The 23295-nt window shown below is 67.2% G+C and carries 25 protein-coding genes; 18 read left to right on the top strand and 7 right to left on the bottom strand.

Features of this window, described 5'->3' with window-relative positions:
* Positions 1-57: 57 nt before the first annotated feature.
* The 6 genes from GGR23_RS04660 to rsmI all read right to left on the bottom strand — a co-directional run bounded on the left by GGR23_RS04660 (position 58) and on the right by rsmI (position 5632).
* A complete protein-coding gene (locus tag GGR23_RS04660) occupies positions 58-963 on the bottom strand; it encodes a GNAT family N-acetyltransferase (RefSeq protein ID WP_183364956.1) in 906 nt (301 codons plus the stop codon).
* A 38-nt stretch (positions 964-1001) separates the two neighbouring features.
* Entirely contained in the window at positions 1002-2534 is a 1533-nt protein-coding gene (locus GGR23_RS04655) for a YifB family Mg chelatase-like AAA ATPase (RefSeq protein WP_183365748.1), read from the bottom strand.
* A gap of 182 nt (positions 2535-2716) precedes the next feature.
* The gene (gene gshB / locus GGR23_RS04650) at positions 2717-3664 is read right to left on the bottom strand and encodes a glutathione synthase (protein ID WP_183364955.1); all 948 of its coding nucleotides are present in this window, start codon (positions 3662-3664) and stop codon (positions 2717-2719) included.
* 91 nt (positions 3665-3755) lie between these two features.
* Positions 3756-4262 (bottom strand): cupin domain-containing protein, encoded by a 507-nt coding sequence (locus GGR23_RS04645; protein ID WP_183364954.1) that lies wholly within the window; start codon positions 4260-4262, stop codon positions 3756-3758.
* Between the two features lie 91 nt (positions 4263-4353).
* A complete protein-coding gene (locus GGR23_RS04640) occupies positions 4354-4719 on the bottom strand; it encodes a YraN family protein (protein WP_183364953.1) in 366 nt (121 codons plus the stop codon).
* Positions 4700-5632 carry a 16S rRNA (cytidine(1402)-2'-O)-methyltransferase gene (gene rsmI, locus GGR23_RS04635; RefSeq protein ID WP_183364952.1) on the bottom strand — a complete coding sequence of 311 codons (933 nt, stop codon included), beginning with the start codon at positions 5630-5632 and terminating at the stop codon, positions 4700-4702. Before rsmI ends, GGR23_RS04640 begins: the two co-directional genes overlap by 20 nt.
* Before the next feature lie 247 nt (positions 5633-5879).
* Between rsmI and dnaN the strand changes: the two genes are divergently transcribed.
* The 6 genes from dnaN (at position 5880) to GGR23_RS04605 (ending at position 10441) form a co-directional block, all read left to right on the top strand.
* Positions 5880-6998: a DNA polymerase III subunit beta gene (gene dnaN / locus GGR23_RS04630; protein WP_183364951.1), complete on the top strand. Its 1119-nt coding sequence runs from the start codon at positions 5880-5882 to the stop codon at positions 6996-6998.
* Between the two features lie 144 nt (positions 6999-7142).
* Entirely contained in the window at positions 7143-7736 is a 594-nt protein-coding gene (gene pmtA, locus GGR23_RS04625) for a phospholipid N-methyltransferase PmtA (RefSeq protein ID WP_183364950.1), read from the top strand.
* A gap of 94 nt (positions 7737-7830) precedes the next feature.
* Positions 7831-8520, top strand: coding sequence for an orotidine-5'-phosphate decarboxylase (pyrF, locus tag GGR23_RS04620; RefSeq protein ID WP_183364949.1), 690 nt, complete (start codon positions 7831-7833; stop codon positions 8518-8520).
* A gap of 31 nt (positions 8521-8551) precedes the next feature.
* Positions 8552-8839 carry a DUF1330 domain-containing protein gene (locus GGR23_RS04615; protein WP_183364948.1) on the top strand — a complete coding sequence of 96 codons (288 nt, stop codon included), beginning with the start codon at positions 8552-8554 and terminating at the stop codon, positions 8837-8839.
* A gap of 189 nt (positions 8840-9028) precedes the next feature.
* Complete coding sequence (locus GGR23_RS04610) at positions 9029-10009, top strand: complex I NDUFA9 subunit family protein (RefSeq protein WP_183364947.1); 981 nt, start codon at positions 9029-9031, stop codon at positions 10007-10009.
* 267 nt (positions 10010-10276) lie between these two features.
* Positions 10277-10441, top strand: a complete 165-nt coding sequence (locus tag GGR23_RS04605; RefSeq protein WP_183364946.1) for a hypothetical protein — start codon at positions 10277-10279, stop codon at positions 10439-10441.
* A 110-nt stretch (positions 10442-10551) separates the two neighbouring features.
* Here GGR23_RS04605 and GGR23_RS04600 read toward each other — a convergent pair whose 3' ends face one another.
* Positions 10552-11358, bottom strand: coding sequence for an undecaprenyl-diphosphate phosphatase (locus GGR23_RS04600; RefSeq protein WP_183364945.1), 807 nt, complete (start codon positions 11356-11358; stop codon positions 10552-10554).
* 144 nt (positions 11359-11502) lie between these two features.
* Here GGR23_RS04600 and GGR23_RS04595 point away from each other — a divergent pair, with 144 nt between their 5' ends.
* The 12 genes from GGR23_RS04595 to GGR23_RS04540 all read left to right on the top strand — a co-directional run bounded on the left by GGR23_RS04595 (position 11503) and on the right by GGR23_RS04540 (position 23083).
* Positions 11503-12195: a glutathione S-transferase family protein gene (locus GGR23_RS04595; RefSeq protein WP_183364944.1), complete on the top strand. Its 693-nt coding sequence runs from the start codon at positions 11503-11505 to the stop codon at positions 12193-12195.
* 69 nt (positions 12196-12264) lie between these two features.
* Positions 12265-13365 carry a tRNA epoxyqueuosine(34) reductase QueG gene (gene queG, locus GGR23_RS04590; RefSeq protein ID WP_183365747.1) on the top strand — a complete coding sequence of 367 codons (1101 nt, stop codon included), beginning with the start codon at positions 12265-12267 and terminating at the stop codon, positions 13363-13365.
* Positions 13362-14234 (top strand): SDR family oxidoreductase, encoded by an 873-nt coding sequence (locus GGR23_RS04585; RefSeq protein WP_183364943.1) that lies wholly within the window; start codon positions 13362-13364, stop codon positions 14232-14234. The genes queG and GGR23_RS04585 overlap by 4 nt, the downstream gene beginning before the upstream one ends.
* A 415-nt stretch (positions 14235-14649) precedes the next feature.
* Positions 14650-15006 (top strand): septal ring lytic transglycosylase RlpA family protein, encoded by a 357-nt coding sequence (locus tag GGR23_RS04580; protein WP_246364968.1) that lies wholly within the window; start codon positions 14650-14652, stop codon positions 15004-15006.
* Between the two features lie 79 nt (positions 15007-15085).
* Positions 15086-16375: an RsmB/NOP family class I SAM-dependent RNA methyltransferase gene (locus GGR23_RS04575; protein WP_183364942.1), complete on the top strand. Its 1290-nt coding sequence runs from the start codon at positions 15086-15088 to the stop codon at positions 16373-16375.
* Positions 16376-16471: 96 nt separating this feature from the next.
* Positions 16472-17758 (top strand): imelysin family protein, encoded by a 1287-nt coding sequence (locus GGR23_RS04570; protein ID WP_183364941.1) that lies wholly within the window; start codon positions 16472-16474, stop codon positions 17756-17758.
* A 65-nt stretch (positions 17759-17823) separates the two neighbouring features.
* The gene (locus GGR23_RS04565; RefSeq protein ID WP_183364940.1) at positions 17824-19278 is read left to right on the top strand and encodes a di-heme oxidoreductase family protein; all 1455 of its coding nucleotides are present in this window, start codon (positions 17824-17826) and stop codon (positions 19276-19278) included.
* Complete coding sequence (locus tag GGR23_RS04560) at positions 19278-20357, top strand: imelysin family protein (RefSeq protein WP_183364939.1); 1080 nt, start codon at positions 19278-19280, stop codon at positions 20355-20357. Before GGR23_RS04565 ends, GGR23_RS04560 begins: the two co-directional genes overlap by 1 nt.
* 2 nt (positions 20358-20359) lie before the next feature.
* A complete protein-coding gene (locus GGR23_RS04555) occupies positions 20360-21457 on the top strand; it encodes a DUF1513 domain-containing protein (protein WP_183364938.1) in 1098 nt (365 codons plus the stop codon).
* Positions 21458-21481: 24 nt separating this feature from the next.
* Positions 21482-21946: a TspO/MBR family protein gene (locus tag GGR23_RS04550; RefSeq protein WP_183364937.1), complete on the top strand. Its 465-nt coding sequence runs from the start codon at positions 21482-21484 to the stop codon at positions 21944-21946.
* Between the two features lie 64 nt (positions 21947-22010).
* Positions 22011-22454, top strand: coding sequence for a PaaI family thioesterase (locus GGR23_RS04545; protein WP_183364936.1), 444 nt, complete (start codon positions 22011-22013; stop codon positions 22452-22454).
* Complete coding sequence (locus tag GGR23_RS04540) at positions 22451-23083, top strand: 5'-methylthioadenosine/S-adenosylhomocysteine nucleosidase (RefSeq protein ID WP_183364935.1); 633 nt, start codon at positions 22451-22453, stop codon at positions 23081-23083. Before GGR23_RS04545 ends, GGR23_RS04540 begins: the two co-directional genes overlap by 4 nt.
* The last annotated feature ends 212 nt before the right edge of the window (positions 23084-23295 follow it).

Below are 23295 nucleotides of genomic sequence, written 5' to 3'. Positions count from 1 at the left end.
CCCTGGCCGATCCATCGCACGGAGGGAGGGGGTGCCTGTGGCGCCCCCTTCCTCGTTTCAGGTCCTGAGCAGGTCCGGGAAGCAGACGGGAATGCCTGGCGCGATATCGAGGCCGCGCACGAAGAGCGCCGCCTCCGGGTCGGGCGCGGGCACGAAATCCGCAGGCAGCCAGGCGGGTGGCGGCACGAAGCCGAACTCCACCGTCCCCGCGGCCTTCGTCGCGAGCCCGCAGAGGACGGGCCGGATATCCGCCGGACGCGCGCCGAGCCATTCGCGGATGTGAAGCCTGCCCTCCTCCTCCTCGAGAAACACCAGTGCCCTGAGGGCGGGCACCAGCACCGCCCGGCACGGCGTGTTGAACAGGTACCAGGTGAGGATCGAGGCATCCGGCCGCGCCGAAAGGCCGCCGCCGTGGGATGCATTGCCCGCCAGCATGGCCTGAAGGAGATGCCGGTCGCGGACGGATGCAGGATCGAGCACCCGCTGCTCGAGGCCCGGCTGCGGCAGGATCGTAAGCGGCAGGCGGTAGCGCACGCTCGCCACGGGGCGGAAACCGAAGCGCGGATAATAGGTCTCGGCCCCGCTGCCGGAAAAGAGAATGACGGGACGCGCCTTGCGCGTGGCCTCGGCCAGCACGTGATCCATCAGCAAACGGCCGAGGCCCCTGCCCTGCCGGTCCGGAACGGTGGCCACGCTGCCGAGCTGGACGGCTTCCGCCAGGCGGCGGAAGTCGCGCCCCAGCCCGGGATCGGCGACGGAGAGCGCCATGCGCGTGCAGCCGATGCTGGAGAGAACCCGCCCGCCTTCGACGATGGCGGCAACCTCGTAGCCGGGGCCCCAGCCGTGATGGCGCGCCCAGCGCCGGAAATCGACGGAAAAGGCCGCTGCCGCATGGGCGAAGAAGGGCTCGTGCCATTCCTCGCGCTCGCGCGTGATGCGGATGATCCGGCCCCTGCTGCCCATGTGTTCGCTCTCCCGGGCCATCCGCCCCCTTGCCGCCCTCAGGCGGCGCTCGTCAGCCTCTCGCCGGCGATCCGGTAGGAAATCGCCTCTGCCAGATGGATGCGCCCGACCCGCTCCTGTCCGTCGAGATCCGCCAGCGTGCGGGCGACCTTCAGCACCCGGTGATAGGCGCGGGCGGAGAACCTCAGCTTTTCTGCCGCGTCGCGCAAGAGCTGCAGGCCCGCGGCATCGGGCTCGGCGAGCTTCTCGATCAGGGCGGCCGGCGCCCGTGCGTTGCAGGAGGTCCCGCGCTCCCCGGCAGCCTCCAGCCGTGCCTGCTGCAGCGCCCGCGCCCGGACGACGCGCGCCGCCACATCCGCGCTCGTCTCGGAAGATTGCGGGCGGATGAGATCGGTGGCGGCAACGGCCGGCACCTCGATGCGGATGTCGATGCGGTCCATGAGCGGCCCGGAAACACGGGCCTGATAATCGCCGACGCAGCGGGGCTGGCGGGCGCAGCCCCGCCCCGGTTCCCCCGCAAGGCCGCAGCGGCAGGGATTCATGGCCGCGACCAGCTGGATCTCGGCCGGATAGGCGACGCGATGATTGGCCCGCGCGATGATGCATTCCCCCGTTTCCAGCGGCTGGCGGAGGGCATCGAGCACCTGGGGCGAAAATTCGGGCAGTTCGTCGAGAAAAAGCACGCCGTGATGGGCAAGCGAGGCCTCCCCCGGCCGCGCGCGAAGCCCCCCGCCCACGAGCGCCGCCATGGTGGCGGAGTGATGCGGCGCCCGGAAAGGCCGGCGGTCGGAGAGCTTGCCGCCCGGCAATTGCCCCGCGAGCGAATGCACCATCGACACCTCCAGCAGCTCCGCCGGGGAGAGCGGCGGCAGGATCGAGGGAAGACGCGCCGCGAGCATCGACTTTCCCGAGCCGGGCGGGCCGACCATCAGCAGGTTGTGCCCGCCAGCCGCTGCCACCTCGAGCGCGCGCCGCGCGCTTTCCTGGCCCTTGATGTCGGACAGGTCGGGAAGCTCTCCCTGGCCGGGGCGCACCGCCGGCCGGGGGCGGGAGAGCACCTGAGTTCCGCGGAAATGATTGGCAAGCGCGATCAGGCTGCGGGGAGCGAGGATGTCCACCCCCTCGCCCGCCCAGGCAGCCTCGGGACCGCATTCGGCGGGGCAGATCAGCCCCTTGCCGAGAGCGTTGGCGCCGATGGCGGCGGGAAGCGCGCCGGCCGTCGGGGCAAGCGTGCCGTCGAGGTTCAGTTCGCCGAGCGCCACGTAACCGGCCAGCGCATCGCCGGGGATCGCCCCGAGCGCCGCCATCAGCCCCAGCGCGATCGGAAGGTCGAAATGGCTGCCTTCCTTCGGCAGGTCCGCCGGCGCCAGATTGATGGTGATCTTCTTGCCGGGCATGGCAAGGCCGGAGGCATGAAGCGCCGCCTGCACGCGCTCGCGGCTTTCCGCCACCGCCTTGTCGGGCAGGCCGACGATCTGCATCCCGATCTTGCCGGGACCGATCAGGGCCTGGACCTCGACCGGCACGCCCTCGATGCCCTGAAACGCGATTGTGCTGACCCGTGCGACCACCCTGCCCCCGATCCGGCCGACTGGGCATGGCATCGTCGCAACCCGTCACAGCCTTCAGACGGTCATATTGTCACATTCGAATATGCAGAACAAGAACGTCACGCGAACATTTGCGCCGAAGGGATGCATCCGGGATGTACCCGGTTGCATTCCGGAACAAAGCGGGACCGCGATCCGGCCGCTCAGCGGCGCTTGGCCTCGATGGCATCCCAGAGGAGAGCCGCGATATCGGCGCCGCCGAAGCGCTTCACCTCGCGCAGGCCGGTCGGCGAGGTCACGTTGATCTCGGTCATGTAGTCGCCGATCACGTCGATGCCGACGAGCAGGAAGCCGCGGGCCTTCAGCGCCGGGCCGATGCGGGCGCAGATCTCCTTCTCGCGGGGGGTGAGCTCGGTCGGCTCGGCGCGGCCGCCCACATGCATGTTGGAGCGGCTGTCGTGCTCGGCCGGCACGCGGTTGATGGCGCCCACCGGCTCGCCGTCGACGAGCAGGATGCGCTTGTCGCCCTTGCGCACGTCGGGAAGATACTGCTGCGCGATGTAGGGCTCGCGGAACATCTGGCCGAACATCTCGAGCAGCGAGGAGAAGTTGCGGTCGTCGCGCGAGGAGTGGAAGACGCCCGCGCCGCCATTGCCGTAGAGCGGCTTGAGGATGATGTCGCCCATTTCCTGACGGAACCGCGCGATCTCGCCCACGTCGCGGGTGATCAGCGTCTGCGGCATCAGGTCGGCGAATTCGGTGACGAAGATCTTCTCCGGCGAGTTGCGCACCCAGTTGGGATCGTTGACGACGAGCGTCTTCGGATGGATGCGCTCCAGCAGATGGGTGGAGGTGATGTAGGCCATGTCGAAGGGCGGGTCCTGGCGCAGCAGCACCACGTCCATGGTCGAGAGATCCACCTTTTCCGGCGTGCCGAGCGTGTAGTGGTTGCCCTTTTCGTCGCGCAGCTCCATGGGCTCGACGGTGGCGTAGACGCGGCCGTCGCGGAGCGAAAGCTGGTTGGGCGTGTAGTGGAACAGACGATAGCCCCGGGCCTGCGCCTCGAGGCTCATGGCGAAGGTCGAATCCCCCGCGATGTTGATGGAGGATACATGGTCCATCTGGACCGCGACATTCTTGATGGCTGCCATTTCCGCCCCGATCCTTGCTCAAGCCGTGGCCCCATCATGTAGGACGGGGCCTCTCGAAACGCAACGGGCGGAGGAAGCGCTTTTTGCGGGCTCAGCCGCCGAGACCGGTGCCGCGCCCGGCCCCGCGAAGCGACTTGATCACCCGCCAGGCATTGGCCACCACCATGGGGAAGGGACGGCGCAGGAAGGCGATCTTCTTCACGTAGGTATCGATCTGCCAGGTCGCCCAGGTTCCGGCTCGGAAGAGGGCGATGTCGCCTGCCCTGAGCAGCCGCTGGTTCCCGTCCGCGTCGGTCACGTGGACCGAGCCTTCGAGAATGACGACCGTTTCGTCCCAGGCGAAATACCAGCGGAAATGGCCTGCCGTGCAGTCCCAGATGGCCGTGGCGCCCGCGCCGTCGGCCCCGCGGGAATGTTCCGCAACCCGCGCCTTCGGCTCGCCGGAGATGATCCAGGACGGCTCGATCCGGGCCTCCTTCATCTCCAGGCCCGAGGGATTTCCCGCCACCAGCGGCGGCAATCGCGGCGTCGAGGCGATGGTAGAGATGTCCCGTGCCGCAACGGCAAGGGTGCTGAACGCGAACAGTTTCCAGACCACGTGCTACTCCCGAATCGTTATGCCGAAGACATAACCACCCCGGATTGAATTCCGGTTAGTCCGACCGGTAAAATGCAACCGATCCGGCAGATCAGAAGGCGTCGGGATAATGGGTCGGCCAGGCCAGCGGACGCACCGCCACGATGTCGTAGCGGCTGGACAGCCGGGCGGCGTCCGGCTGGTGCGAGAGCCAGATTTCGGAGGCCGCGCGGATGCGGCGCGCGGCGGCGGCGCCGACGGCATCGAGCGCCTCGCGTTCGCCCGCCCGGGCCTTCACCTCGACGAAGACGGCGAGATCTCCCTTGCGGGCGATCAGGTCGATCTCGCCGAGCGGCGTGCGATGGCGCATGGCAAGTATCCGGTAGCCGCGGCAGAGCAGCATCAGGGCGGCGAGCCATTCGGCCAGCCGTCCGCGCCGCTCCGCCCTCTGCCGCCGGTCACGCCCTCTCGCCGCCATCGCCTCCCCTGAGCTCCAGCAACCGCTGATAGAGTTCCTTGCGCGGCAGACCGGTGATGCGCGCCACCTCGGCCGCCGCCTTGCCCGTCGAGAGGGTGCGGGCCTCGGCCAGAAGCATGGCGTCCACATCGGCGGGAGCGGTGTGCGCGGCCGCGCCTGCCGGCCCGACGACGAGCACGATCTCCCCCTTCACGCTGCGCTCGGCAAAGGCTTCCGCGAGATCGCCGAGCGGCCCGCGGCTGAATTCCTCATAGGCCTTGGTCAGCTCCCGGCAGACGGCCGCCGGCCGGTCCCTGCCGAAGACATCGGCCGCGGCCTTAAGCGTCGAGGCGATCCGGTGCGGGGATTCGAAGAAGATCAGCGTTGCCGGGAGGCTTGCGAGCTCGCCGAGCCGGTCGCGCCGGGCCTTGTCCTTTGCCGGCAGGAAGCCCGCAAACAGGAAGCTGTCGTTCGGCAGCCCGGAGCCGACCAGCGCGGCCAGCGGCGCGGATGCCCCGGGGATCGGCACCACCCGCAGCCCTTCGGCGAGCGCCAGCTGCGCCAGCCGGTAACCCGGATCGGAGACCAGCGGCGTTCCCGCATCGGAGACGAGGGCGACCGAGCGTCCCTCCCTGAGCGCCGCGATCAGCTTCGGCCCCGCCTCGCTGGCATTGTGCTCGTGGTAGGGATGCGGACGCCCCGCGATCCCGAAACGGTCCAGCAGCACGCGGGTGACGCGGGTGTCCTCGCAGGCCAGCACGTCGGCACCGGCCAGCACCTCGAGCGCCCGCAGGGTGATGTCGCCCAGATTGCCGATGGGGGTCGCGACGAGGTAGAGCGCGGGCTCCAGCGGCCGGGCGGGTATGCTGGCATTGTGGAGGCGGTAGGTCTTTGCCGCCTTGCCGGCGACCGGCTCATGATCGGGTTCTGACATCAAGGGGTCCTGCTTCATTCTCTGCCTCTTCCTTATGGGCGAGCAAAGCGGCCGCGACAAGCGCCGCGGCCGGTGTGGAAAACGGTGGAAAAGGCCGCCTCGCCCGCCCGCTTCCGTTCTTCGCTTGCATTCGCAGATGAATTTCTGCCATTTTGCCCGTCCACTATCTTCCGGTTCCCGCCGGATGGCGAAACCTATCCCAAAGGCCGCATTCGCCGGCAGTCGATGATCGAAAGAGTATCACTCCATGCGTATCACTCTCGAGCGTTCCAATCTCCTGAAGTCGCTGAACCACGTGCACCGCGTGGTGGAACGCCGCAACACGATCCCGATCCTTTCCAACGTGCTGCTCCGGGCGAACGGCACCAGCCTTGAGATGAAGGCGACCGACCTCGACCTAGAGATCACCGAGGCAACGCCTGCCAATGTGGAACAGGCCGGCGCCACCACCGTTCCCGCCCATCTTCTCTATGACATCGTGCGCAAGCTCTCCGATGGCGCGGAAGTGCTGCTCGCCACCAATCCGGACGGCTCGACGATGACGGTGGCCTCCGGCCGCTCCAAGTTCTCGCTGCAATGCCTGCCGGAAGCGGACTTCCCGGACCTGACCGCCGGCAGCTTCAGCCACTCCTTCAGCCTGAAGGCCCAGGATCTGAAGATGCTGATCGACCGCACCCAGTTCGCGATTTCCACGGAAGAGACGCGCTACTACCTGAACGGCATCTTCCTGCACACCATCGAGGCCGGCGGCGAGCTGAAGATCCGCGCGGTGGCCACCGACGGCCATCGCCTGGCGCGCGCCGACGTCATCGCGCCCTCGGGCTCCGAAGGCATGCCGGGCATCATCATTCCGCGCAAGACCGTGGGCGAGCTCCAGAAGCTGGTCGACCAGCCGGATGCCATGGTCGGCATGGAGGTTTCGGATGCCAAGATCCGCATCACCATCGGCTCCATCGTGCTGACCTCGAAGCTGATCGACGGCACCTTCCCCGATTACCAGCGGGTGATCCCGGCCAACAACGACCGGGAAATGCGGGTGGACTGCTCCACCTTCGCCCAGGCCGTCGACCGCGTCTCCACCATCTCCTCCGAGCGCGGCCGCGCCGTGAAGCTCGCCATCAACGACGGTCAGCTCACGCTCACGGTCAACAATCCGGATTCCGGCAGCGCGACCGAAGAAGTGGCCGTCAGCTACGACAGCGACCCGATGGAAATCGGCTTCAATGCCCGCTACCTGCTCGACATCACCGCGCAGCTTTCCGGCACGGACGCCATCTTCATGCTGGCGGATGCCGGTTCGCCGACGCTGATCCGCGACCTGGCGGGCGACGACGCGCTCTACGTGCTGATGCCGATGCGCGTCTGAGGTTCGCCATTAACGATTTGTGAAGAAACTGTTGCCGTCCGCCTCGCTCGGGGGGACAGCGTCACGAAAATGGCTTATTCATTGCCCGATGTTGCGGAACGGGTGCGATGACTGCACCCGCCACGGCAAAGCGGGGGCTGGCCAATGGCATTGCGTATCAAGGAACGGATCGAGCGGAAATTCGGCGAGGAGATCCGTTTCATCCGCGGCATGATGGACAAGCCGAAGACGGTGGGGGCGATCGTGCCCACCTCCAGCGTGACCGCGCGGAAGATGGCGAGCGTCATCAACCCCGCCTCGGGCCTGCCCGTGCTGGAACTCGGGCCCGGCACCGGCGTCATCACCAGGGCGATCCTCGAGCGGGGCGTGCCGCCGGAAAAGCTCCACGCAATCGAATATTCCGAGGATTTCCTTCCGCCGCTGATCGACCGCTTTCCGGGCGTGGATTTCATACACGGGGACGCCTTCCACCTCGAGCGCACGCTTGCCCATCTGGGCGACCAGAAGTTCGATGCGGTGATCTCCGGCCTGCCGCTCCTCAATTTTCCCATGCACCAGCGGGTGAGCCTGCTCGAATCCCTGCTCGACCGCCTGCCGGAAGGACGCCCCGTGGTGCAGTTCAGCTATGGCCCGGTCTCGCCCATCGTGGCGCAGCCCGACCGCTACCGCATCCAGCATTTCGATTTCATCGTCCGCAACATTCCGCCGGCCCAGATCTGGCTCTACCGCCGCCCCTGAGGCTTTTTGGGGTGGAGCAAGCGGGTTTCCGGCTTGCGATGCGCCGCCCGGCATGGCACTCAGCCTGCAAGACGGATTGAGAGGACCGATTGCCATGACCCCGCGCGAAAGACTGATCGTCGGCCTGGACGTGCCGACCGTGAAGGAAGCCGAAAGCCTCGTGGCGCGGCTGGGCGACGATGTCCTCTTCTACAAGATCGGCTACCAGCTCGTCTTTGCCGGCGGGCTCGAGCTTGCCCGCGACCTTGCCGCAACCGGCAAGAAGATCTTCCTCGACATGAAGCTTCTCGACATCGACAACACGGTTGCCTCGGGTGTCGAGAACATCGTGAAGATGGGCATGAGCATGCTGACGCTGCATGCCTATCCGAAGGCTATGCGGGCGGCCGTTGCCGCCGCGCGCGGCTCCGATCTCTGCCTGCTCGGCGTGACGGTGCTGACCTCCATGGACGGCGCCGACATGGCGGAGGCGGGCTACCAGGACGATCCCCGCACGCTGGTGATGCGCCGCGCCGCCCAGGCGCGCGAGGCCGGCATGGGCGGCATCGTCTGCTCGGCGGAAGAGGCCGGCGCCGTCCGCGCGATCCTCGGCCCCGGCATGGCGATCGTCACGCCCGGCATTCGCCCCGCAGGCGCTGATGCGGGCGACCAGAAGCGGGTGATGACGCCGGCCGATGCGCTGCGCGCGGGTTCGAGCCACCTGGTCGTCGCCCGGCCCATCGTCAAGGCACCCGATCCGCGGGAGGCAGCGCGCGCGATCCTGGCCGAGATGGCCGGCGCCTGACCCCGCACCATTCACATCAGGAGGAAAGAAGATGCGCAAGGGATACTGGATTGCCCGCGTCGACGTGCGCGACGCCGAGAACTACAAGGATTACGTCGCCGCCGCCAAGCCGGCCTTCGAGAAATACGGCGCGAACTTCCTCGCCCGCGGCGGCGCCTTCGTCGAGCTGGAAGGCAAGGCCCGCGGCCGCAACGTGGTGATCGAGTTCCCGTCGCTGCAGCATGCGGTGGACTGCTACAACTCGCCCGAATACCAGATCGCCGCGAAGATCCGCCAGAAGGTGGCGGATGCCGAAATGGTGGTCGTCGAGGGAATCTGAAATCCCGGGGCACGGCCCGCCTGACATCCGTCAAGCGGCGTTCGGACGCGCGCGAAGAGCGGGTCCGAAGCCCTTCACCTTGCCGCGCTTTTCCGCTAATAGAGCGGCAACGACACCCGCTGCCGCAGAGAGTCTGTGCGGCACGCCGACCGACAAGACTACCCCGACCGACAAGCCAAGGAGCACGAGATGACCCTGTCCAACCTTCCCCCGCTGGTAACCGTATTTGGCGGGTCGGGCTTCATCGGGCGTCACGTGGTGCGCGCGCTGGCACGGCGCGGCTACCGCATCCGCGTGGCCGTGCGCCGCCCGGATCTCGCCGGTTTCCTCCAGCCGCTCGGCAATGTCGGACAGATCTCCTTCGTCCAGGCGAACCTGCGCTACCGCTGGTCGGTCGATGCCGCCGTGAAGGATGCGGATCACGTGGTCAACTGCGTCGGTCTTCTGGCCAACAAGGGCCGCAACACCTTCGAGGCCGTGCAGGAATTCGGCGCCCGCGCGATTGCCGAAGCCGCCCGCGCCGCGGGCGCGACGCTGACCCATGTCTCCGCCATCGGCGCCGACCAGAAGTCGCCCTCCGCCTATGCCCGCACCAAGGGCAATGCCGAAGCCGCCGTGCTGGCGATCAAGCCGGACGCGATCATCCTGCGCCCGTCGATCGTCTTCGGCCCGGAAGACGATTTCTTCAACCGCTTCGCCGCCATGGCCCGCACCATGCCCTTCCTGCCGCTCGTCGGCGGCGGGCAGACCCGGTTCCAGCCCGTCTATGTGGAAGACGTCGCCGAGGCGGTTGCCCGCGCGGTGGAAGGCCGGCTGCAGGCCGGCACCGTCTACGAGCTCGGCGGTCCGGAGGTGCTGTCCTTCCGCGAATGCATGGAGCTGATGCTGGAAGTTACCGGCCGCCAGCGTCCGCTGGTCTCGCTGCCCTTCGGCATCGCATCGCTGATCGGCTCGGTCGCCAGCCTGATCCCCCTCGTGGATGCGCCGATCACGCCCGACCAGGTCACGCTGCTGAAGTCGGACAACGTGGTGTCCGAGGCTGCCGAGAAGGACGGACGCACGCTGAAGGGCATGGGGATCACCCCCGCGATCCCGAGCGCCATCCTGCCGTCCTATCTGGTTCAGTATCGTCCGGAAGGCCAGTTCACCGGTTCCGGCAAGGCAGCCTGATCTTAACGATTGCCGCGGGGCGCCCGGCCCCGCAACTGTGGCAGAAAAGCCTCAGGATTCAGACGTTTGCGGCCGCGGAGGAACCTCCGCGGCCGCACTCGCATTGAATTGCTGCAATCCGGCCACAATCGAATTGTCAGTTTTGCATTAACCGTAGGTTTAGCAAACTCTTCTATTGATGTCGGAAACATCTAATACTACTAACCGCGCGCGTCCTTCCGGGAATCGGCATCGCGCCACCCCCTAAAACCGTTCAAGAGGCTATTCATGGGCAAGTCCATCGCACTGTTTTTTGCGTGTGCGGCACTCGTCGTCATCGCAGGTTCCTTCCTTGCCCCCGGCACCGTCGCAGCCGGCAAAGCGGAATGCAGCCCAGCCTATGGCGTCGATCCGTGCACGACCGCATCGATCCCGGTCAAGGTCGCCGAATAATCCGTTCCCGGAACACCTGCGGCAGGATGCGGCCCCACCGCAAGCCCTTGCTGCTTCCATGAAAAAAGGCCGGCTTTCGCCGGCCTTTTTCTTTGCATCGGCACGGGCCCTCAGCCGACGAGCCACAGCCCCGCAAGGCCAAGCAGGCCCACCGCGATGCGCCACCAGGCAAAGACGGCATAGCCGCGCTTCGAGACGAAATCGAGCAGCGAGCGCACCACGAAGAGAGCCGAGACGAAGGCCATGACGAAGCCGACCGCAATCAGCGAGGCGCCGTCGAGCGTCATCACGTCGCGGTTCTTGTAGAGATCGAGCACGAAAGCGCCGAGCATGGTGGGCATGGCGAGGAAGAAGGAGAATTCCGCCGCCGAGCGCTTGTCGGCGCCCATCAGCAGCGCGCCGACGATGGTCGCGCCGGAGCGCGAGGTGCCGGGAATCATGGCGATGCACTGGAACAGGCCGATCTTGAGCGCCAGCATCGGCGGATAGTCCATGATGTTGCGGTATTTCGGCTTGAAGGTCATCCGGTCGACGGCGAGCAGGATCACCCCGCCGACGATGAGCACCACGCAGATGAGGGCGGGCGTCTCGAAGAGCACCTTCTTGATGAAGCCGTGGGCTGCGGCGCCGATGACGGCCGCGGGCAGGAAGGCGATCAGCACGGTCAGCACGAAGCGCCGGGCGGTGGGGCTCGACGGCAGCGCGGTGGCGATTTCCCACAGCTTGCGGAAATAGACGAGCAGGATGGCCAGGATCGCCCCCAGCTGGATCAGCACGGGAAAGGTATTGCCCGGCGAGGAGAAGCCCAGGAAATGCTCGGCCAGCAGCACATGCGCCGTCGAGGAAACCGGAATGAACTCGGTCAGCCCCTCGATGAGGCCAAGCACGAGCGCGCTGACGATGGATTGGTCGGCCATGCATTTTCCTTTTGAAACATGGTGAAAACGGCTGATTCGCTTGTGTTGCGAGATGCAACGACCTATAGCTTTGCTGAACCCGTGATGACCAGAGGCCCCGCTTCGTGCCGCGCCTCCTGTGACAAACAGATTTTTCGAGTATCCATGCCCACGCTCTATCACCACCCGATGTCATCCGCATCGCGCTTCGTGCGCCTGATCTTGACGGAATACAATTACCAGGTGGATCTGATCGAGGAGCAGCCCTGGGAGAAGCGCCGCGACTTTCTGGCGCTCAATCCGGCCGGCACCCTGCCGGTCTACGTGGACGACAGCATGCGCGCGCTGTGCGGCGCCACCGTCATCTCCGAATATCTCGACGAAACCCATGGCGTACTGAAGCGCGACCGGCGGCTTCTGGCGGAAGATCCCTTCCAGCGGGCGGAGATCCGCCGGCTGACGGAATGGTTCCTCGTCAAGATGGAGCAGGACGTGACCCGTCCGCTGGCGCGCGAGCGCGCCTTCAAGCTGCAGATGACCGCCGATCAGGGCGGCGGCGCACCCGATTCGAAGGTGCTGCGCACGGCGCGCGCCAATATCCGCCAGCACATGAAATACATCACCTGGCTTGCGGGCTCGCGCCAGTGGCTGGCCGGCGAGCGGATGAGCTATGCCGATCTTGCGGCAGCCGCCGCGCTGTCCGTCCTCGATTATCTCGGCGAGATCGACTGGAACGAAAGCCCGATCGCCAAGGACTGGTACCAGCGGGTAAAGTCGCGGCCCTCCTTCCGGCCGCTCCTCAACGATCGCGTGCGCGGGCTGACGCCGGTTTCGCATTACGCCGACCTGGATTTCTGAGGGCGCGCGCCGGTGGCCGCGCCCGCACGGGACAGGGACGCCGCCCGGCGCGGCAAGCTGACCGCCTTCATGAAGGCGGAGGCCGCTGCCGCGGGCTTCGATCTCTGCCGCATCGCCAGCCCCGACAGCATTCCCGAGGCGCCGGCACGCCTTGCCGCCTTTCTCGAGGCGGGGCGTCACGGCACCATGGAGTGGATGGCCGAAACCGCCGCCCGCCGCGCCGATCCCGCGGTGCTGTGGCCGGAGGTGAAATCCATTGTCATGCTGGGCATGAATTACGGCCCGGACCACGACCCCCGCCTCCTGCAGCAGCATCCGGAAAAGGCCCATGTGTCCGTCTATGCCCGCCACCGGGACTATCACGACCTGATCAAGGGCCGGCTGAAGGAAATCGCCACCCGCTTCGCCGCGCGCGCGGGAGCGGACGTGAAGGTCTTCGTGGATACCGCGCCGGTGATGGAAAAGCCGCTGGCGGCGGCAGCCGGGCTCGGCTGGCAGGGCAAGCATACCAACCTCGTCTCGCGCGAATTCGGCTCCTGGCTCTTCCTCGGCTCCATCTTCACCACCGCCGACCTCGACAGGGATGCGCCGGAGACGGACCACTGCGGCAATTGCCGCGCCTGCCTTGCGGCCTGTCCGACGGATGCCTTTCCCGCGCCCTACCAGATCGATGCGCGGCGCTGCATCTCCTATCTCACCATCGAGCACAAGGGCCCGATCGATCCGGCGCTGCGCCCGCTTTTCGGCAACCGCATCTATGGCTGCGACGACTGTCTTGCCGCCTGCCCGTGGAACAAGTTTGCCAGCGAGGCGCGCGAGGCGAAGCTGCGGGCGCGGGAGGATCTGCGCGACCCCGACATCGAAACGCTTCTGACGCTGGACGATGCCGCCTTCCGGAGCCTCTTTTCCGGCTCGCCGGTCAAGCGCATCGGGCGCGACCGCTTCATCCGCAACGTGCTGATCGCGGCGGGAAATTCCGGGCGGACGGCGCTTGCCGCGCCTTGCGCGGCGCTGCTTTCGGACCCCTCTCCGGTGGTGCGGGCCATGGCGGTCTGGGCGCTTTCCCGCCTGGCGGGGGCTGGCGGGCTTGCCCGCTTTGCGGCAGAAAGGGCCATCGAAACCGATGCGTCGGTCATCGAGGAATGGGAAAGGGCAGGAGCGACGGCATGAACCTGATGATCTTTGGCGCCGGCTACTCCGGAAAGGCAATCGCACGGGAATTCGCCGGCGCCGGCTTTGCCGTCACGGGCACAACCCGCAGCCCCGAAAAGGCCGCGGCGCTGAAGCAGGCGGGCATCGCACCGCTTCTCTATGACGGCCAGACGCTGACACCGGATCTCGAGCAGGCGCTTGCGGCCGCAACCCACCTCGTGCAGTCGGTCTCGCCCGGGCCGGAGGGCGATGCCCTGCCCGGCCTTCTCGGCGACGACCTCCGCCGGCTTGCCCCGCGCCTCACCTGGATTGCCTATCTCTCGACCGTCGGCGTCTATGGCGACCACGGCGGCGGCTGGGTGACGGAAGAAACCGAATGCCGGCCGGAAGCGGCCCGCGGCGCCGAACGGCTCGTGGCGGAACGGGACTGGCTTGCGCTCGGCGCGCGCCACGGCCTGCCCGTCGGCGTTCTCCGGCTTTCCGGCATCTACGGTCCCGGCCGCAACACCTTCGTCAACCTCGCGCAGGGCACCGCCCGGCGGCTGATCAAGCCGGGCCAGGTCTTCAACCGCATCCGGGTGGAAGATATCGGCCGCGCCACCCTGCATCTTGCCAGTGCCGGCCTCGGCGGCATCTACAACGTCACCGACGACGAACCCGCCCCGCCCCAGGACGTGGTGACGGAAGCCGCCCGCCTGATGGGCGTCGCGCCGCCCCCGGAACAGGATTTCGCCACCGCCGAACTGTCGCCCATGGCGCGCTCCTTCTATGGCAAGAACCAGCGGGTCTCGAATGCGAAGCTGAAGGCCACGGGCTTTTCCTTCGCCTTTCCCGAATACCGCGCCTCGCTTGCCGATCTCTGGCGGAACGAACGCTGGAAGGGGTGACGGAGCGGCCCCGCCTCGGCGGATCCGAGCGGAGCGGACAGCGGACTCGATAGCCGGATTCCGCCCCTCCTGAGTCAGAATTACCCCAAAACCATGCCTAACGAATTCTTAATTTCGACGATTTCGGCGTTTCATGGGGTGCTATTGGAAAAATATTTCACGCAACTTCGTGAACGGCACAGTTCATTGTTGCCGAAAGCACCGAAAAATGAAATTTCGTTGATTCTATTGAATGTTTGAGCGCAGCGCACATGAATCGCGGCTGTTTAAGCGCGCCATTAACCACAAGGAATGTTACAGCCTGTAACATTCCGTGAACGGATTTTGCACTTTTTCGCCATTTTTCGCCGTCCCTTAACCATCCCCGTACACGAGCAACAACGCCTCCTGGCGAGAGAACAAGGGATCACCCGTATTGCTTAAGTTTCGGATCTCCTTCGCTGCCTGCGCGCTTGCCGCGAGCACCTTCCTGCTTCCGATGACGGCGGAAGCTGCCGGTTGCGGCGGTGCCTCCTGGTATGCCCTCGGCTCCCGTACCGCCTCCGGCGAACGGATGAATGCTGCAAAGCTGACCGCGGCCCATCGCTCGCTGCGGTTCGGAACCAAGGTGAAGGTCACCAACCGGCGCAACGGCAAGAGCGTCGTCGTCCGGATCAACGATCGCGGTCCCTTCGTGCGGGGCCGGGTGCTCGACGTCTCCAAGGCAGCGGCCCGCAACCTCGGCATGATTTCCTCCGGAACGGCCAAGGTCTGCTACGAAATCGTCGGCTGAGGCGCTGCCCGCGCCATCAAGCCTTGCTCTTGAAGCCGTCACCCGCTACCACCCGAACGGATAACGTGGAGAGCAAAGAATGCGACTGGGTGGACGGCTCGCGGGAGCCATCGAGGTTCTGGCCGATATCGAGACCCGCAAGCGTCCGGTGGCGGACGCCCTGAAGGACTGGGGCCTGAACCATCGCTTTGCCGGTTCCGGCGACCGCGCCGCCATCGGCAACATCGTCTACGACGCCCTGCGCATGCGGCTTTCCCACGCCTGGCTGATGGACGACGACGGACCGGTGGCGCTGGCCTATGCGGTGCTGCTGCGCCAGTGGGGCATGACCCCCGAGGGCCTTGCCGCCGAGCTTGACGGCGACCGTTTCGCCCCGCCGCCGCTTTCCGCCCATTCCCTCTCCGCCTTTGCGAGCCGCCCGCTGACGGAGGCACCTCTCCATGTCCAGGGCGACATTCCCGAATGGGTCGTGCCCGCCTTTGCCGAGGCATTTGGCGATGCCTGGCTGGAGGAGGCCGTCGCCCTTGCGGGACGCCCGACGCTGGACCTGCGCGCCAACACGCTGAAGGCCGGTCGCGACAAGGTGGTGAAGGCGCTGGAGCGCGCCGGAGCGCAGCCCGCCCGCATCGCCCGCCACGGCATCCGGATACCCGCCGGCGAAGGCCCTTCACGCCTACCCAACGTCACAGCCGAGCTTTCGTTCCAGAAAGGCTGGTTCGAGGTGCAGGACGAAGGGTCGCAGATCGTGGCCGATCTGGCCATGCCGCAGGAGGGCGAGCAGGTGCTGGATTATTGCGCCGGCGGCGGCGGCAAGACCCTGGCCATGGCCGCGACCATGAACAACAAGGGCCAGGTCCATGCCTATGATGCGGACCGCAAGCGCCTTGCCCCGATCATCGAGCGGCTGAAGCGCGCCGGCACCCGCAACGTCCAGGTGCATGACGACAGGAAGGATCTCGAGGCGCTGACGGGCAAGCTCGACCGCGTGCTCGTCGATGCGCCCTGCACCGGCACCGGCACCTGGCGCCGCCGGCCAGATACCAAGTGGCGCCTGACCGAGAAGAACCTCGAGGAACGCCTCGTCCAGCAGCTCGACGCGCTCACCCAGGCCTCAACCTTCGTGCGGCCGGGCGGCAGCCTCGTCTACATCACCTGTTCCGTGCTCCCGCAGGAGAACGAGCACCAGGTGAAGGGCTTCTGCGCGAGGAACCCGGATTTCGCGATCCAGCCGGCGCTTCCCCTCTGGGAGCGGCTCTTCGGCACCTCCGGCGCCCGCCCCCACAGCCGGGACGGCGAGACGCTGACGCTCACCCCCGCCTCCACCGATACGGACGGTTTCTTCTTCTGCCTGATGCAGCGCAGGGGCTGAATCCTCGAAGCGTTCTAAACTAGAGTGTTTGACACCAGTTTGATTTTCCGCCATGTGTGCGACCGGACAGAGGGCCAACCCCTTCAGGAGCGCAGAATGAGACGGACGATCACTTCCCTTGCCGGCAGCCTGGCCTTGGCAGCCAGCCTTCTTGTTTCGGTTTCGGCCACGGCCATGGCTGCGGCGACCGACGAAAAGGCGGTTGCGGAGCATTTCGCGGCGGTGGGACTGGCGAAGTTCGAGGATGCCGCCGCAACGGCGCGGGACCTTGACGCCGCGATCGGCGCCTTTCTCGCAGCGCCCAGCGAAGAGGGCCTGAAGGCCGCCCGCGAGGCCTGGAAGAAGGCGCGCGTGCCTTACCTGCGCACCGAGGTCTATCGCTTCGGCAATCCCGTCGTCGACGACTGGGAGGGCCGGGTCAACGCCTGGCCGCTGGACGAGGGCCTCATCGATTACGTGGACGAAAGCTATGGCTCGGAGAGCGACGAGAACGCGCTCTTCATCGCCAATGTCATTGCCAGCAAGACCGTCAAGATCGACGGCAAGGATGTCGATGCCTCCACGATCACGCCGGAGCTGATCGCCGGCAAGCTGCACAGCGCCGGCGGGGTCGATGCCAATGTGGCGAGCGGCTATCATGCGATCGAGTTCCTGCTCTGGGGACAGGACCTGAACGGCACCGGCCCCGGCGCCGGCAACCGCCCCTACACCGATTACGACCCGAAGAACTGCACCGGCGGCAATTGCGACCGACGCGCCGCCTATCTGAAGGCGGCCTCCGCCCTTCTGGTGGCCGACCTTCAGGAAATGGCCGACAAGTGGAAGCCGGGCGGCGAAGCGGCGAAGGTCATCACCGACGATCCGAGGAAGGGGGTCGCGGCCCTGCTGACCGGCATGGGCTCGCTCTCCTACGGCGAACTGGCCGGGGAGCGGATGAAGCTCGGCCTTCTGCTGCACGATCCGGAGGAAGAGCAGGACTGCTTCTCCGACAACACCCACAACTCCCACCTCAACGATGCGCGCGGCCTTCAGGAGGCCTATACGGGCACCTATGAGCGGGTCGACGGCACCAAGATGGCAGGTCCGTCGCTTTCCGAACTGGTGGCGGCCAGGGACAAGGCGCTCGATGCGGAGCTCTCGGCCAAGCTTCAAAAAACCGTGAGCGCCATGGAAGCCATTGCCAAGCGCGCCGAAGGCGGCGAAGCCTATGACCAGATGCTGGCCGAGGGCAACACCGAGGGCAACGCGCTGATCCAGACGGCGGTGGACGATCTCGTCGACCAGACCAAGTCCATCCAGCGGGTGATCTCGGTGCTCGGCCTTTCCGGCATCACGCTCGAAGGGTCGGACAGCCTGGACAATCCAGGCGCCGTCGCCCAGTAAGGCGTCTTCGAAACCAGAAGGCCGCGGGGGCCGAGACGCCCGTGGCCGAAACCGCACGGTAGCCGATGCGTCCCCTCGCCCGCGCCCTGTCGATCGCAGCGCTTCTCCTCCTTGCCGCCCGCGGCGAGGCGGCGGATGCGGGCCCTGCGGCAGCGGCTTACGAGGAGGGGGAGACGCTGTCGGGCGGTGCGGCGACCTCGATTGCCCCGCCCGGCCGGGAAGCCTTCCGCCAGATGAGCGGCAACCTGCCCGAAGCCGATGCCATGCGCTTCCATCTCGGGCGCGCCCTCTTCCGCAAGCTGTGGGTTGCCGCCCCCTCCTCGACCCAGGCCTCCGACGGGCTCGGACCGCTCTTCAACGCCCGCTCCTGCGAAAGCTGTCATGTGCGCGACGGACGCGGGCGCTCGCCGGAGCCGGGCGAGAGCGGCACCGGCTTCCTCCTTCGCCTCGCGCGCAATCCGCAGACGGCGCAGGAAAGGCAGATGGTCGCGACGGGAAGCGTGCCGAATTTCCCCGATCCCGTGTATGGAACCCAGCTGCAGGACAGGGCAATCCCCGGCCTTGCCGCGGAGGGACAGGTCGCGATCGCCCGCGAGGACCGTGCCGAAACGCTTTACGACGGGACCGTGGTGCGCCTGTCGCGGCCTTCCTATGCGGTTGCCGAACCCGCCTACGGGGCGCTTGCCGCCGGAACCGTGCTGTCCCCGCGCATCGCCCCGCCGATGATCGGGCTCGGGCTGATCGAGGCCATCCCGGATGCGGACATCCTCGCCCATGCCGATCCCGGCGACCGGGACGGTGACGGCATTTCCGGCCGTCCGGCCCTGGCCGTGGCGGGCGAAACGGGCATCCGCCCCCTCGGTCGCTTCGGCTGGAAGGGGCAGCACGCCACCGTCGCCGCCCAGACGGCCGCCGCCCTTGCGCACGACATCGGCATTGCCTCGCCTGCGGCCGATCTTCCCTTCGGCGACTGCACCGGCGCGCAGACGGACTGTCTCTCCCGGCCGACAGGCGTGCAGCCCCGCCTCGGCCCGCAGGAAATCTCCGCCGAGGCCTTCGACGCGCTCGTCTTCTATGCGGCCAATCTGGCCGTGCCGGCCCGGCGCAAGGCAAGCTTTCGGGCGGTGCTCGCCGGCAAGGCGGTGTTTCGCGAGCTCGGTTGCGCCGCCTGCCACGTCCCCGCCTTCACCACCGGGGCGGATGCGACAATTCCCGCCCTTGGCGGCCAGCGCATCTGGCCCTATTCGGATTTCCTGTTGCACGACATGGGCGAGGGCCTTGCCGACGGGCAGACCGTGGGCGAAGCCTCCGGCACCGAATGGCGGACCCCGCCGCTCTGGGGCCTCGGGCTTGCCGGCACCGTCAACGGCAACAGAGTCTACCTGCATGACGGCAGGGCCCGGAGCCTCGCGGAAGCCATCCTCTGGCATGGCGGCGAGGCGGAGGCGGCGCGCGAGCGCTTCCGCCGGGCCACGGCCGAAGACCGACAGTCCCTCATCCGCTTCCTGGAGTCCCTCTGATGCGTTCGACGATCACCCTTTTCGCCTTCGGCCTCGGTCTTCTCGCAACGCCGGCACTTGCGGCGGTAAGCGGCAAGGCGCCGGCCGTCCTCGCCAGCGCCGTGGACGAGGTGATCCTGCCCGGCTACCGCGCCTTCGACGACCGGACCGGCAGGCTGGAGGAGGCCATGAAGGCGCTGTGCACCGACCCTTCGGCAGAGGCGGAAGCGGCAGCGCGCGAGGCCTTTGCCGACACGCTGAAGGCCTGGGGGCCGGTCGAGATCATCCGCAGCGGCCCGGCGCTCGAGAAGAACCGCTTCGAGCGGGTGCTCTACCACCCGGACCGCAAGGGCATCGCGCTGAAGCAGATCCAGGCGATCCTGTCGAAAAAGGACGAAAGCGCCACCGCCGTCGAGACGCTCTCCGGCAAGAGCGTCGGCGTGCAGGGGCTCGGCGCGCTGGAATTCGTGCTCTATGGCAAGGGCCACGAGACGCTCCAGGCGGAGAAGGCCTCCCATCGCTGCCGCTATGGCGCGGCCATTGCCGGCAATCTCCACGCCATTGCCGGCGAGTTCGTCGCCGCATGGCAGGCGCCCGGCGGCATTGCCACGAGCTGGAAGACGCCCGGCCCGCAGAACCCCGCCTTCCGCACCGAGGAAGAGGCCGTGGTCGAGCTTCTCGGCATCATGGTGCACGGGGCGGAGATGGTGCGCGACCAGCGCATCCGCGCCTTTGCCGGCGAGAAGGACGCGAAGGCCAACCCGAAACAGGCGATCTTCTGGCGCTCCGGCAATACCTGGACGATGATCGGCGCCGATATCGACGGGCTGATCGGCTTCTGGAAGAAGGCGGGGATGGAAGACCTGCTCGCCGACGACCAGCGCTCGGTCGGCACCTCCATCGCCTTCGTCATGAAGGCCATGGCCCGCACGGCAAGATCCGTCTCGCCGGACATCGAGCTTGCCCTTTCCGAACCCGAAGAGCGCGCCCGGATCGACTTCCTGATGCTGAACGGCCGCGACCTCATCACCCGCCTCAGCGACGATTACGGGCGGGCGCTGGGGCTCGGCGCCGGCTTCTCCTTCTCGGACGGAGACTGATCTTGAGCGGCGCCACCCCTCTCTTCGACCGGCGGCAGTTCCTGAAGGCGAGCGGGGCTGCCTTTCTCGCCGGCCTTTCGCCCGCCGGGGCGCGGGCCGCGCTTTCCGCCGATGCGCTCTTTGCCTCCGCCTATCGCGGGGAGGACGGCCGCTTCGGCATCGCGACGCTGACCGAACGGGGCGAGCTGGTCGACCGTGCCCTCCTGCCCGACCGCGCCCACGGGCTCGCCTATTCGCCCGCCACGGACCGGCTCGTTGCCTTCGCCCGCCGGCCCGGCACCTACATGATGGCGCTCTCGCGCCGGGGGCTTGCCGAGCCGGTGGTCGTCACGGCGGCGGAGGGGCGGCATTTCTACGGCCACGGCTGCTTCTCCCCCGACGGGCGCCTCCTCTATGCCTGCGAGAACGACTTCGACGCCCGGCGCGGTGTCATCGGGGTTTATGACGCGACCGACGGCTTCCGGCGCAAGGGCGAATTTTCCTCCTTCGGCGTCGGGCCGCACGATCTGTCCATCTCGGATGACGGGCGCCTCCTGATCGTTGCCAATGGCGGCATCGAGACCCATCCGGATTTCGGCCGCACCAAACTGAACCTTGACCGCATGGAGCCCTCGCTCGCGCTGATCGGCGCGACGGACGGCCGGCTTGTGGAGAAGCATGGGCTGCCGGCCCATCTCTCGCACCTCTCCACCCGGCACATCGACACCGACGGCAAGGGCCGCATCTGGTTTGCCTGCCAGTACGAGGGCGCGCGCGACGACCGCCCGCCGCTTGCCGGCTCCTTCGCACCCGGCGAGGAGATCCGCTTCCTCGCCCTGCCCGAGGATGTGACGGAAGGGCTCGCCCTCTATGTGGGGGCGATTGCCGTGAACCGCAGCGAGGGGCTCGTCGGGCTTGCCTCGCCCAAGGGCGGCTTTGCGGTGACGGTGGACATGGACAGCGGGCGGGTGGTGGATCGCCGGCGCCTTGCCAGTGCGGCGGGCATCGCGCCGGCACCCGGCGGCTTCGCGCTCTCCTCCTATGACGGGCACTTCCGCGACAAAAAGCTCGCCCTGACCTTTGACCAGCACATTGCCGCCCTATCTACCCGTCATCTCTGACGCACCGGACAGGGGGAACTCTGAATGACGGCAACACGAAGCCCCTGGGCAACCGCCCTTCTCTTCATCCTGCTGACGCTCGGCGGCGGGCTGCTGATCGGCTCGGTCAGCATGCCGGATGCCTGGTTCGCGTCGCTGGTGAAACCCTCCTTCCAGCCGCCGAACTGGCTGTTCGGTCCGGTCTGGTCTGTGCTCTACATCCTGATCGGCATTGCCGGCGCGCGGCTCTTCATGAAGGCCTCCTCCTCGCCGGCCATGAAGCTGTGGTGGATGCAGCTGGTGCTGAACTTCCTGTGGTCTCCCGCCTTCTTCGCGCTGCACATGCCGGGAACCGCGCTCGCCATCGTCGCCCTGCTCTGGATCACGCTCGTGGCGCTGATCCGCGCCGCCTTCCCGGTCGATCGCCCCGCCGCCCTGCTGCTCGTTCCCTATCTGCTGTGGGTCAGTTTCGCGACGCTTCTCAACGGCGCGATCGTCATGCTCAATTGAGGCCTTGCCCGCACGCCGTCCCTCATGCAACTGTCCGCCCGGACGAGGGCACCGGACGGAACGCATGACGGACATTGACGATTTTCGAGGCAGGATCGCCGCCAGCTATGCACGGCAGAAGGCGATGGAGACGATCGGCGCGGTGCTGACGCGGGTGGAGCACGGCTCCATCGAGATCGAGATGCCCTTCGACGAGAAGCTCACCCAGCAGCACGGCTTCCTGCATGCCGGCATCATCTCCGCCGCACTGGACACCGCCTGCGGCTATGCCGCCTACACCGTCACCGATCCCGAGGCCTCGATCCTCACCATCGAGTTCAAGGTCAACCTCCTGTCGCCGGGGCGCGGCGAGCGCTTTCTCTTTCGCGGCGACGTGACCAAGCCCGGCTCCACCATCATCGTCGCCGATGGCCGCGCCTATGCGGTGGGCGACGGGCCGGCCAAGCTGATCGCCTCCATGACCGGCACCATGATGGTCATTCGCGGGCGCGGGGACATCGCCGGATGACGCCGCCGCTGAAGATCGTCGCGGGCCGGCGCCTGCTCTTCGTCATGGCCGTGGATGCGGAATATGGCGTGCATCTGCGGGAACGGATCGAACCCCTCTTCACCGGTATCGGACCGGTCGAGGCCGCCATCGGCGTCACCCATGCGCTGGCGGAGCTTGCAGCGGCCGGTCATCTGCCGGATCTCGTCGTCTGCCTGGGTTCGGCGGGATCGGCCGTTCTCGAGCATACGGGCGTCTACCAGATCGTCTCGGCGAGCTACCGCGACATGGACGCCAGCCCGCTCGGCTTCGAAAAGGGCCGCACGCCCCTCCTCGACCTTCCGGCCGAGGTGCCGCTTCCCCTGCGCATTCCCGGCGTGCCGGAAGCGCGGCTTTCGACAGGCGCCGGCGTCATCTCCGGCGCGGCCTATGCCGGCATCGATGCCGACCTGGTGGAGATGGAAACCTTCGCCGTGCTGCGCGCCTGCCAGCGCTTCGGCGTCCCCCTGATCGGCCTGCGCGGCATCTCCGACGGCTGCCACGACCTCTCCGGCCTGCACGACTGGACGGCCTATCTCCACATCGTCGACGAAAAACTCGCCGCCGCCCTCGATCTCCTCTTCACCACCCTCGAAACCGGCCACCTCTGACGGCGCTGCCCGGACGGGAAGGGTTTTATCGGGGGGCACCTTCGTGTGCCTGGCGTGGCGTGGCGTTTGACGAGGTGCACCCCCATCTGCCTCGCGCGGCGTGGAGTTTGCCGATGTGCACCCCCCTCTGCCCTGCCGGGCATCTCCCCCTCAAGGGGGGAGATCGGGATGGGGATTCTTGGGGCAGTCCCCCGCAAACGTCTCTGCAAATG

Origin of the sequence: Gellertiella hungarica (assembly GCF_014197145.1) — a bacterium.
GTDB classification, from domain to species: domain Bacteria; phylum Pseudomonadota; class Alphaproteobacteria; order Rhizobiales; family Rhizobiaceae; genus Gellertiella; species Gellertiella hungarica.
This window is presented reverse-complemented; position numbering and strand designations above follow the sequence as displayed.

What these genes read in the sequence shown, in the direction of transcription:
- GGR23_RS04570 (WP_183364941.1), top strand. Translation starts at nt 16,472, where the DNA reads ATGAGACGGACGATCACTTCCCTTGCCGGCAGCCTGGCCTTGGCAGCC.
- pyrF (WP_183364949.1), top strand. Translation starts at nt 7,831, where the DNA reads ATGACCCCGCGCGAAAGACTGATCGTCGGCCTGGACGTGCCGACCGTG.
- pmtA (WP_183364950.1), top strand. Translation starts at nt 7,143, where the DNA reads ATGGCATTGCGTATCAAGGAACGGATCGAGCGGAAATTCGGCGAGGAG.
- GGR23_RS04575 (WP_183364942.1), top strand. Translation starts at nt 15,086, where the DNA reads ATGCGACTGGGTGGACGGCTCGCGGGAGCCATCGAGGTTCTGGCCGAT.
- dnaN (WP_183364951.1), top strand. Translation starts at nt 5,880, where the DNA reads ATGCGTATCACTCTCGAGCGTTCCAATCTCCTGAAGTCGCTGAACCAC.
- queG (WP_183365747.1), top strand. Translation starts at nt 12,265, where the DNA reads ATGAAGGCGGAGGCCGCTGCCGCGGGCTTCGATCTCTGCCGCATCGCC.
- GGR23_RS04550 (WP_183364937.1), top strand. Translation starts at nt 21,482, where the DNA reads ATGACGGCAACACGAAGCCCCTGGGCAACCGCCCTTCTCTTCATCCTG.
- gshB (WP_183364955.1), bottom strand. Translation starts at nt 3,664, where the DNA reads ATGGCAGCCATCAAGAATGTCGCGGTCCAGATGGACCATGTATCCTCC.
- GGR23_RS04595 (WP_183364944.1), top strand. Translation starts at nt 11,503, where the DNA reads ATGCCCACGCTCTATCACCACCCGATGTCATCCGCATCGCGCTTCGTG.
- GGR23_RS04640 (WP_183364953.1), bottom strand. Translation starts at nt 4,719, where the DNA reads ATGGCGGCGAGAGGGCGTGACCGGCGGCAGAGGGCGGAGCGGCGCGGA.
- GGR23_RS04610 (WP_183364947.1), top strand. Translation starts at nt 9,029, where the DNA reads ATGACCCTGTCCAACCTTCCCCCGCTGGTAACCGTATTTGGCGGGTCG.
- GGR23_RS04560 (WP_183364939.1), top strand. Translation starts at nt 19,278, where the DNA reads ATGCGTTCGACGATCACCCTTTTCGCCTTCGGCCTCGGTCTTCTCGCA.
- GGR23_RS04545 (WP_183364936.1), top strand. Translation starts at nt 22,011, where the DNA reads ATGACGGACATTGACGATTTTCGAGGCAGGATCGCCGCCAGCTATGCA.
- GGR23_RS04585 (WP_183364943.1), top strand. Translation starts at nt 13,362, where the DNA reads ATGAACCTGATGATCTTTGGCGCCGGCTACTCCGGAAAGGCAATCGCA.
- rsmI (WP_183364952.1), bottom strand. Translation starts at nt 5,632, where the DNA reads ATGTCAGAACCCGATCATGAGCCGGTCGCCGGCAAGGCGGCAAAGACC.
- GGR23_RS04660 (WP_183364956.1), bottom strand. Translation starts at nt 963, where the DNA reads ATGGGCAGCAGGGGCCGGATCATCCGCATCACGCGCGAGCGCGAGGAA.
- GGR23_RS04615 (WP_183364948.1), top strand. Translation starts at nt 8,552, where the DNA reads ATGCGCAAGGGATACTGGATTGCCCGCGTCGACGTGCGCGACGCCGAG.
- GGR23_RS04600 (WP_183364945.1), bottom strand. Translation starts at nt 11,358, where the DNA reads ATGGCCGACCAATCCATCGTCAGCGCGCTCGTGCTTGGCCTCATCGAG.
- GGR23_RS04605 (WP_183364946.1), top strand. Translation starts at nt 10,277, where the DNA reads ATGGGCAAGTCCATCGCACTGTTTTTTGCGTGTGCGGCACTCGTCGTC.
- GGR23_RS04565 (WP_183364940.1), top strand. Translation starts at nt 17,824, where the DNA reads ATGCGTCCCCTCGCCCGCGCCCTGTCGATCGCAGCGCTTCTCCTCCTT.
- GGR23_RS04540 (WP_183364935.1), top strand. Translation starts at nt 22,451, where the DNA reads ATGACGCCGCCGCTGAAGATCGTCGCGGGCCGGCGCCTGCTCTTCGTC.